Source organism: Pseudoalteromonas sp. SG44-1 (assembly GCF_014164315.1).
Lineage (GTDB): Bacteria > Pseudomonadota > Gammaproteobacteria > Enterobacterales > Alteromonadaceae > Pseudoalteromonas > Pseudoalteromonas rhizosphaerae.
In genome coordinates, this window is the sequence record NZ_JACJEW010000039.1 from 1 (window position 1) to 5,944 (window position 5,944).

The 5,944-nt window shown below is 40.3% G+C and carries 5 protein-coding genes; 1 reads left to right on the plus strand and 4 read right to left on the minus strand.

Annotated features, from left to right (window positions below):
* Positions 1 to 201 precede the first annotated feature (201 nt).
* A complete protein-coding gene (gene trmJ, locus H5187_RS16590) occupies positions 202 to 924 on the minus strand; it encodes a tRNA (cytosine(32)/uridine(32)-2'-O)-methyltransferase TrmJ (RefSeq protein WP_182794825.1) in 723 nt (240 codons plus the stop codon).
* Between the two features lie 290 nt (positions 925 to 1,214).
* On the opposite strand from trmJ, the gene suhB reads away from it, so the two are divergent.
* Positions 1,215 to 2,018, plus strand: a complete 804-nt coding sequence (gene suhB, locus H5187_RS16595) for an inositol-1-monophosphatase (protein ID WP_145236520.1) — start codon at positions 1,215 to 1,217, stop codon at positions 2,016 to 2,018.
* Positions 2,019 to 2,066: 48 nt separating this feature from the next.
* On the opposite strand, the gene H5187_RS16600 is transcribed toward suhB, so the two are convergent.
* The 3 genes from H5187_RS16600 to H5187_RS16610 all read right to left on the minus strand — a co-directional run bounded on the left by H5187_RS16600 (position 2,067) and on the right by H5187_RS16610 (position 5,375).
* Positions 2,067 to 2,894 carry an ABC transporter substrate-binding protein gene (locus H5187_RS16600; RefSeq protein WP_182719210.1) on the minus strand — a complete coding sequence of 276 codons (828 nt, stop codon included), beginning with the start codon at positions 2,892 to 2,894 and terminating at the stop codon, positions 2,067 to 2,069.
* Between the two features lie 81 nt (positions 2,895 to 2,975).
* Positions 2,976 to 4,763, minus strand: a complete 1,788-nt coding sequence (locus tag H5187_RS16605) for a bifunctional diguanylate cyclase/phosphodiesterase (protein ID WP_182798066.1) — start codon at positions 4,761 to 4,763, stop codon at positions 2,976 to 2,978.
* 84 nt (positions 4,764 to 4,847) lie between these two features.
* Positions 4,848 to 5,375, minus strand: a complete 528-nt coding sequence (locus H5187_RS16610; protein WP_182798067.1) for a hypothetical protein — start codon at positions 5,373 to 5,375, stop codon at positions 4,848 to 4,850.
* Between the last annotated feature and the right edge of the window lie 569 nt (positions 5,376 to 5,944).

Consider the following 5,944-nt stretch of genomic DNA (forward strand, 5'->3'; position numbering starts at 1 on the left):
GGTTCTAGGTTCTAGGTTCTAGGTTCTAGGTTCTACAAAGTTTATATAGCTCGATTCTAGTCAAGCTATTCCTAGTGCCTATATCTTCCTAGCCCCTCAATTAACTTCAATACCCGACTGTTTTAGTCAAGTACTGTGTTCATTGTAATTACCTGAGTAATTTAGTCAAGTATTAGCGGCAAATAGTCTTATAACTTTCGCTTATTTAGTAGACTTATTTATTGAGGTTAAAATACCGCGCAAGATATTTAGCTCTGCATCTTCTGGGCGTGCACGGTTAAATAAACGACGTAGCTTAGTCATTACCATGCCCGGATGCTGCTTAATAATAAAGCCTGTTTCCAGTAAGGTTTGTTCTAAGTGTTCGTAAAATAACTCGGTTTGTTTTGAGCTTGGATACACAGCATCATCTACTGGCGTGGCTTTTGGTTGTTGATTTAAAAATGCCATACGCGTTTCGTAACATAAGGTCTGCACAGCCATTGCTAAATTAAGCGAGCTGTATTCAGGATTAGCCGGAATACACACATGGTAGTTGCACAGTTGCAGTTCTTCATTACTTAAACCACTGTTTTCGCGGCCAAAAACTAATGCTACAGGACCAGTAACAGCTTCGGCAACTAGCTTCTCACCACATTCACGTGGTTCCACCATAGGCCACGATAAAGTACGTGAACGGGCGCTAGTACCAATAGTTAGAGCACAACCTTCAATCGCTTCAGCAACTGTGTCAACTATCACCGCATTACCTAGCACATCAGTTGCACCGGCCGCTAATGCGCTGGCGTGGCTATCAACTTCACACGCTGGATCAACTAAATACAGTTTTGATAAGCCCATGGTTTTCATCGCGCGCGCCGCTGAGCCGATGTTACCTGAATGCGAGGTGTTTACTAAAACAATGCGGATGTCATCTAAGATCATTACTGTTTAACTCATACCAAAAAATTGCGCGAATTATAACATAGAGAAAAGCTGTAAGCAGCAAAGATTCTAGGTTCTAGGTTCTAGGTAATAAATATGGGAAGTTTTATGTATCAACGATCAATGCTGGCTTTTGTCTTGTAATTTTTACCTTGCAACTCAACCCAGTACAAAAAACACTCAAAACTTTTTGGGGTTTATTGTTTACTTTGTGTCAAAAATCGCTAGAATACGCCGGCTGAAATATATAGAAATATATACACGTTCTTTTACAACCCAAAGGTAATACCATGCATCCAATGTTAAACATTGCGGTTCGCGCTGCGCGTAACGCAGGCAAAATTTTACTTCGCGCTGGCGAAGATTTATCAAAAGTTGAAGTGCAACAAAAAGGCACTAATGATTTAGTAACGAATATTGATAAAGAAGCCGAAGCCGTAATTCGCGACACTATTTTACAATCTTACCCTACTCACTCTATTGTTGGTGAAGAGCTAGGTGAGCACGTAGGTAAAGATGCAGATTACCAATGGATTGTTGATCCTATTGATGGCACTACAAACTTCATCAAAGGCATCCCTCATTACGCGGTTTCTATCGCACTTAAAGTTAAAGGTCGTCTAGACCAAGCTGTTATCTACGATCCAATTCGTGGCGAGCTTTTCACCGCTTCTCGTGGTCAAGGCGCACAGCTAAATAGCAAACGTCTTCGTGTAAGTAAAACTACCGTTCTTTCTGGTACTGTTCTTGCCACTGGTTTCCCATTCAAAAACAAACACCATATGGATGCGTATACTGAAGCATTCAAAGCATTGTTTGTTCACACTGCTGATATTCGCCGTGCCGGTTGTTCTGCACTAGACATGGCATACGTGGCAGCTGGCCGTGTTGATGGTTTCTTTGAAATTGGTTTGAAACCATGGAACTCAGCTGCAGGTGAACTAATGGTTAAAGAAGCTGGCGGTATGGTTGTAGATTTTGCCGGTGGTAATAATTACGCTCACAGCGGTAATATTATCTGTGGCGCACCGAAATTAACACAAGCGATGATCCGTGAAATTCGCCCAGTATTAACTGAAGCGTTACTTCGCTAATAGCGAGTTATACTCAGATCGATACTAAAAGGAGCCTAGGCTCCTTTTTTAATGATTAAAATAAGGGTTCTCTAATTTGATCTCAACAGTGTTCTGCGGATCAAATGGCAAGGCCTTTAAATCATCGCCAAAATACTGATTAAATAGCTCATCAAAACTACCGTTCTTTTGCATAATAGCTAAGCCATCGCTGAGCGTTTTTGCCAGTTCTGGCTTGTGTTTGGCCACAAAGTAATAAAAAGCACTCGGGTAGCTAATATATAAATTTGGAACAATAACCAGCGCTTGCTTATTAACTTCTTTTAACTCTGAGCTTACTTCTATGAAGGAGCGAGGAAAGTAATCAACTCGTCCGGTCAAAACGATATTAAACATCGCTTGATAATTTGCAAACGGCCGTACTGATAAATCATTATGTGCCAATATTTTGGTATCTGGCCAGTCATGCCCTTGAATTGCAGTAAACCCTTTTAGTTGCTCTTTGCTCTTGATATCAACAAAGCGATTAAGAAACGACTGCCTAGTTACTAAGGCTCGCTTACCAATATAACCTTTAAATAACGGCACTTTTATCGGTATTGCTAAGGTTTCTCGTTCTGGGCTGGTCATACTCCAATATAGGTCAACGCTATTATCGCCAAGGGCTATGAGCGCCCGCTGTTGGTGAGGATGTACCACGACAGATTCTAACTGGGCTGAATAATTAGCAGCATCAAGCGCACGTTGCAGTAACTCTTTTAAGTATGCATCTCGTTTATATAATGTTCGAGGTTCTTGAGCGATTGTGACCGTTTCTTTTGCTGCAGTTTTAGCACTGCATACGGTACTAACAATAAGTACCGAGAGCGAGATGAGTGAAAAGAAATACCTAGTCATAATTATTATTTTCTAGTGTTTTAGTAAAGCTACACGCTGAGCAATAAATACTCAAGAAAAACAGCCCTACTTAACGTTATTTTATATGACTTGTTTCTCAGGACTTAAACGCACAACCGCCAAAGCAGGACCACGTCGTTTACATAAAAATAGATAGCTGTGGCGATAGCGTTTTGCTTCTTTTTTAGCATCTGTTGCCAATGCAGCAATTTGATGGCTGTTAGTACACTGCTCTAGATCGGGTTCAACAACGCCAATCGATAAAGTAAGTAAAGGTACAAATTGCTTTTCACCTTCACGATTAGTTGCCCAATAACCACCACTGGCAATATGCTCTGGCGTAAAGAATGCACGAGATTTCAGCTCAAACTCAGTTATTATGTTGTTACATACTGTAGCCGCATCATCACCATCAAAGACCACCATAAAATCATCGCCACCAATATGACCAACAAAACTGGGCACATTACTACAAGCTTGGGTGGTTACATCGGCCAATAATTTGATAACGCTATCACCACTGGCGTAACCATATAAATCGTTGAACTGCTTAAAGTGGTTTAAATCAATATAGGCTAATGCAAAGCTGTGTTTGGCTCTTAATCTATGCTCAATTGCTTCGTTAATTGCAACATTCCCCGGCAGCATCGTAAGTGGATTAGCATGCTGAGCATGACGAATTTTCTCTTCCGTAATATGTTTTAAAATATCCCGCAGTGGCGCGAGCCCTAAGTACTGCTCAGTGCGAGTGATCACAATATGACGGCGAATATCAAAATCATTTTCGGTAATTTGCTGACTAACAGTATCAAGCAGCTGATTTTCATCAACTACCAAGGGTTGCTTGTGCATTAGTGCCGTAACCGGTTGTTTGTCGTATAAAGCATGGCCATAAGGAGCCGCAAATACTTCTGTCAGTTGATCTTTGTGTAATAAGCCTATCGGCTGTAAGTTTTCGTCTACAACCGCAAGACTGATAATCGATTTATCTTTTTCAAAAATATTATGCGCATCTTTACAACGGGTATGACTGTCGATGGGGGCTTGTTCGATTGCTAACCAACCTATCGCCATTGATTGCTCAAACTGATTGTTAAGTGGAGTAAAACTTAATTGCTGTAATTGAGATGAGTCAAACGCTAAGCTAGGTTTTAAACTTGGTCGTTCCAGTAAAAAGCCTTGCGCATTCACAATGCCTAGCCCTTCAAGTAAACTGAGTTCTTCAACCCGCTCTATGCCCTCTGCTATCACCGCTGTTTTGGTAACTTTCGCTAACTCTATAATTGATTTTAAAAATTCTTTTTTAACCACGCTTTCATCACAATGGTCAATAAAATAACGATCAATCTTCACATAGTCAGGACATAATTCTGACCATTGCTTTAATCCTGAGTAGCCTGCACCTAAATCATCGATGGCAATCGAAAAACCGAGCTGGCGATAATGAGCAATTGTTTTCAGCAATAAAAAGCCATCATCGACCTTTTCTTGTTCGGTAACTTCAATCACCACTCTATTAGCGGCCAAACCAAACTGCTTAATTAGGTGTAATGTTTCGCCTTTCGGATGACAAGGATCCAGTAAGGTTTTAGGGCTTACATTTAAGAATAATTTGCCTTGTAGTTTTAACCTTACAAAATTTTCGATCGCTTTTGAACGGCATAGCAACTCAAGCTCTGAGATTTTATCGTGCACAATTGCAGCACTAAAAAGCGTATTTGGCATCTCTAATGCACAATTTTTAGGACCGCGACTTAATGCTTCGTAACCTAATATTTGCTGCCCAGCGATATCAAAGATGGGTTGAAACAGTGTCGTTATTTCACTATTTCGCAATATATTGTCTAATATACTTAGCTGAGCACTCACTTATCAATAACCCATTACTTCATTAAGAGGCAGTTAAAGTAGCAAGCTGGTATGACAATTTTATGGCAATTGAGTTTAAGCTATTTACTTTAATACTTGTTCAACCTGATCAAAATGAGTAATTACCTCAATAATCTCAAGTTCCGCATATTCATAAGCTTGTTGATCAACAAATCCTGAACGAGCAATCGCTTGTACAGTCGCAGGATGAACCAATAAATCCTTACCGTGATAACAGATGGGCTCGTCAAACTTAGGTAGCTTACCATCGCTATGATAACCACTTTCAATTTCTTCTAGGGGCAATGACGGGAGCAAATCAGCAACAGCAATAAGCGCATTTAAGTATTCAGCACATTGTGGATAATCAACTATCAAGTCACTGAGGATAGTCTGCGATAGCGCGACTAAATCAGCAGATTGAGTTTCTAAATTAGCCGCATCTTTTTGCACTCTAATACTGCGAAGTAAGTTGTTAGCTTGATGCTGGTAATGCTCAAGTGTTGTTAATTGATAAGGTTGTACTGCAGCCTTTGATTGCTTAGGTTTAACGTTGTCATCACATCCGCTAACAATAATTAGACTACTAGCGACTACAAGTTGCTTTAACATTAGTTGGTTACATCAATACTTAATCAATAATTACTATTATAGGAAATATTTAATTTCATAAATAGCAATAATTAAAATTCGCTATGATAAAGCCCCGCTTACATATAGCCTTACACCGATGCCAACCCGCAGGCTTCCCAAAACCCTAGCACCTTTAACTTTATCCCTTTAATCTCTTCCTCTGTGAGCTCTGTGCCCTCTGTGGTGAATTAATCATTTAAACAATTTGCACCACAGAGGACACCGAGGCGCTTCGCGCAACACAGAGAAAGTAAGCTTAAGCCGAACCCTATTACCTTCCTTTAACTCTTTGTGAATGAAAAACTTAAAATATTTTTCACAAAGAGAAGACATTTGAGTCACGCGGCATAAAGCCCCGACTACGCAAATCCAAACACCAATGCCAACCCGTAGGCGGAATTACTTGACCAAGGTACCTCGCGCAATTTTAAATTCACCAGTTAGACATAGAGTTGTGAAAAACCTTTCGCGGTGGCAAGCCACTCGCCTACAAGTTATTAAGTACCAAAGTAACTTTAAACTCCCGTAGGCGTTAAGCTTGCTGACGC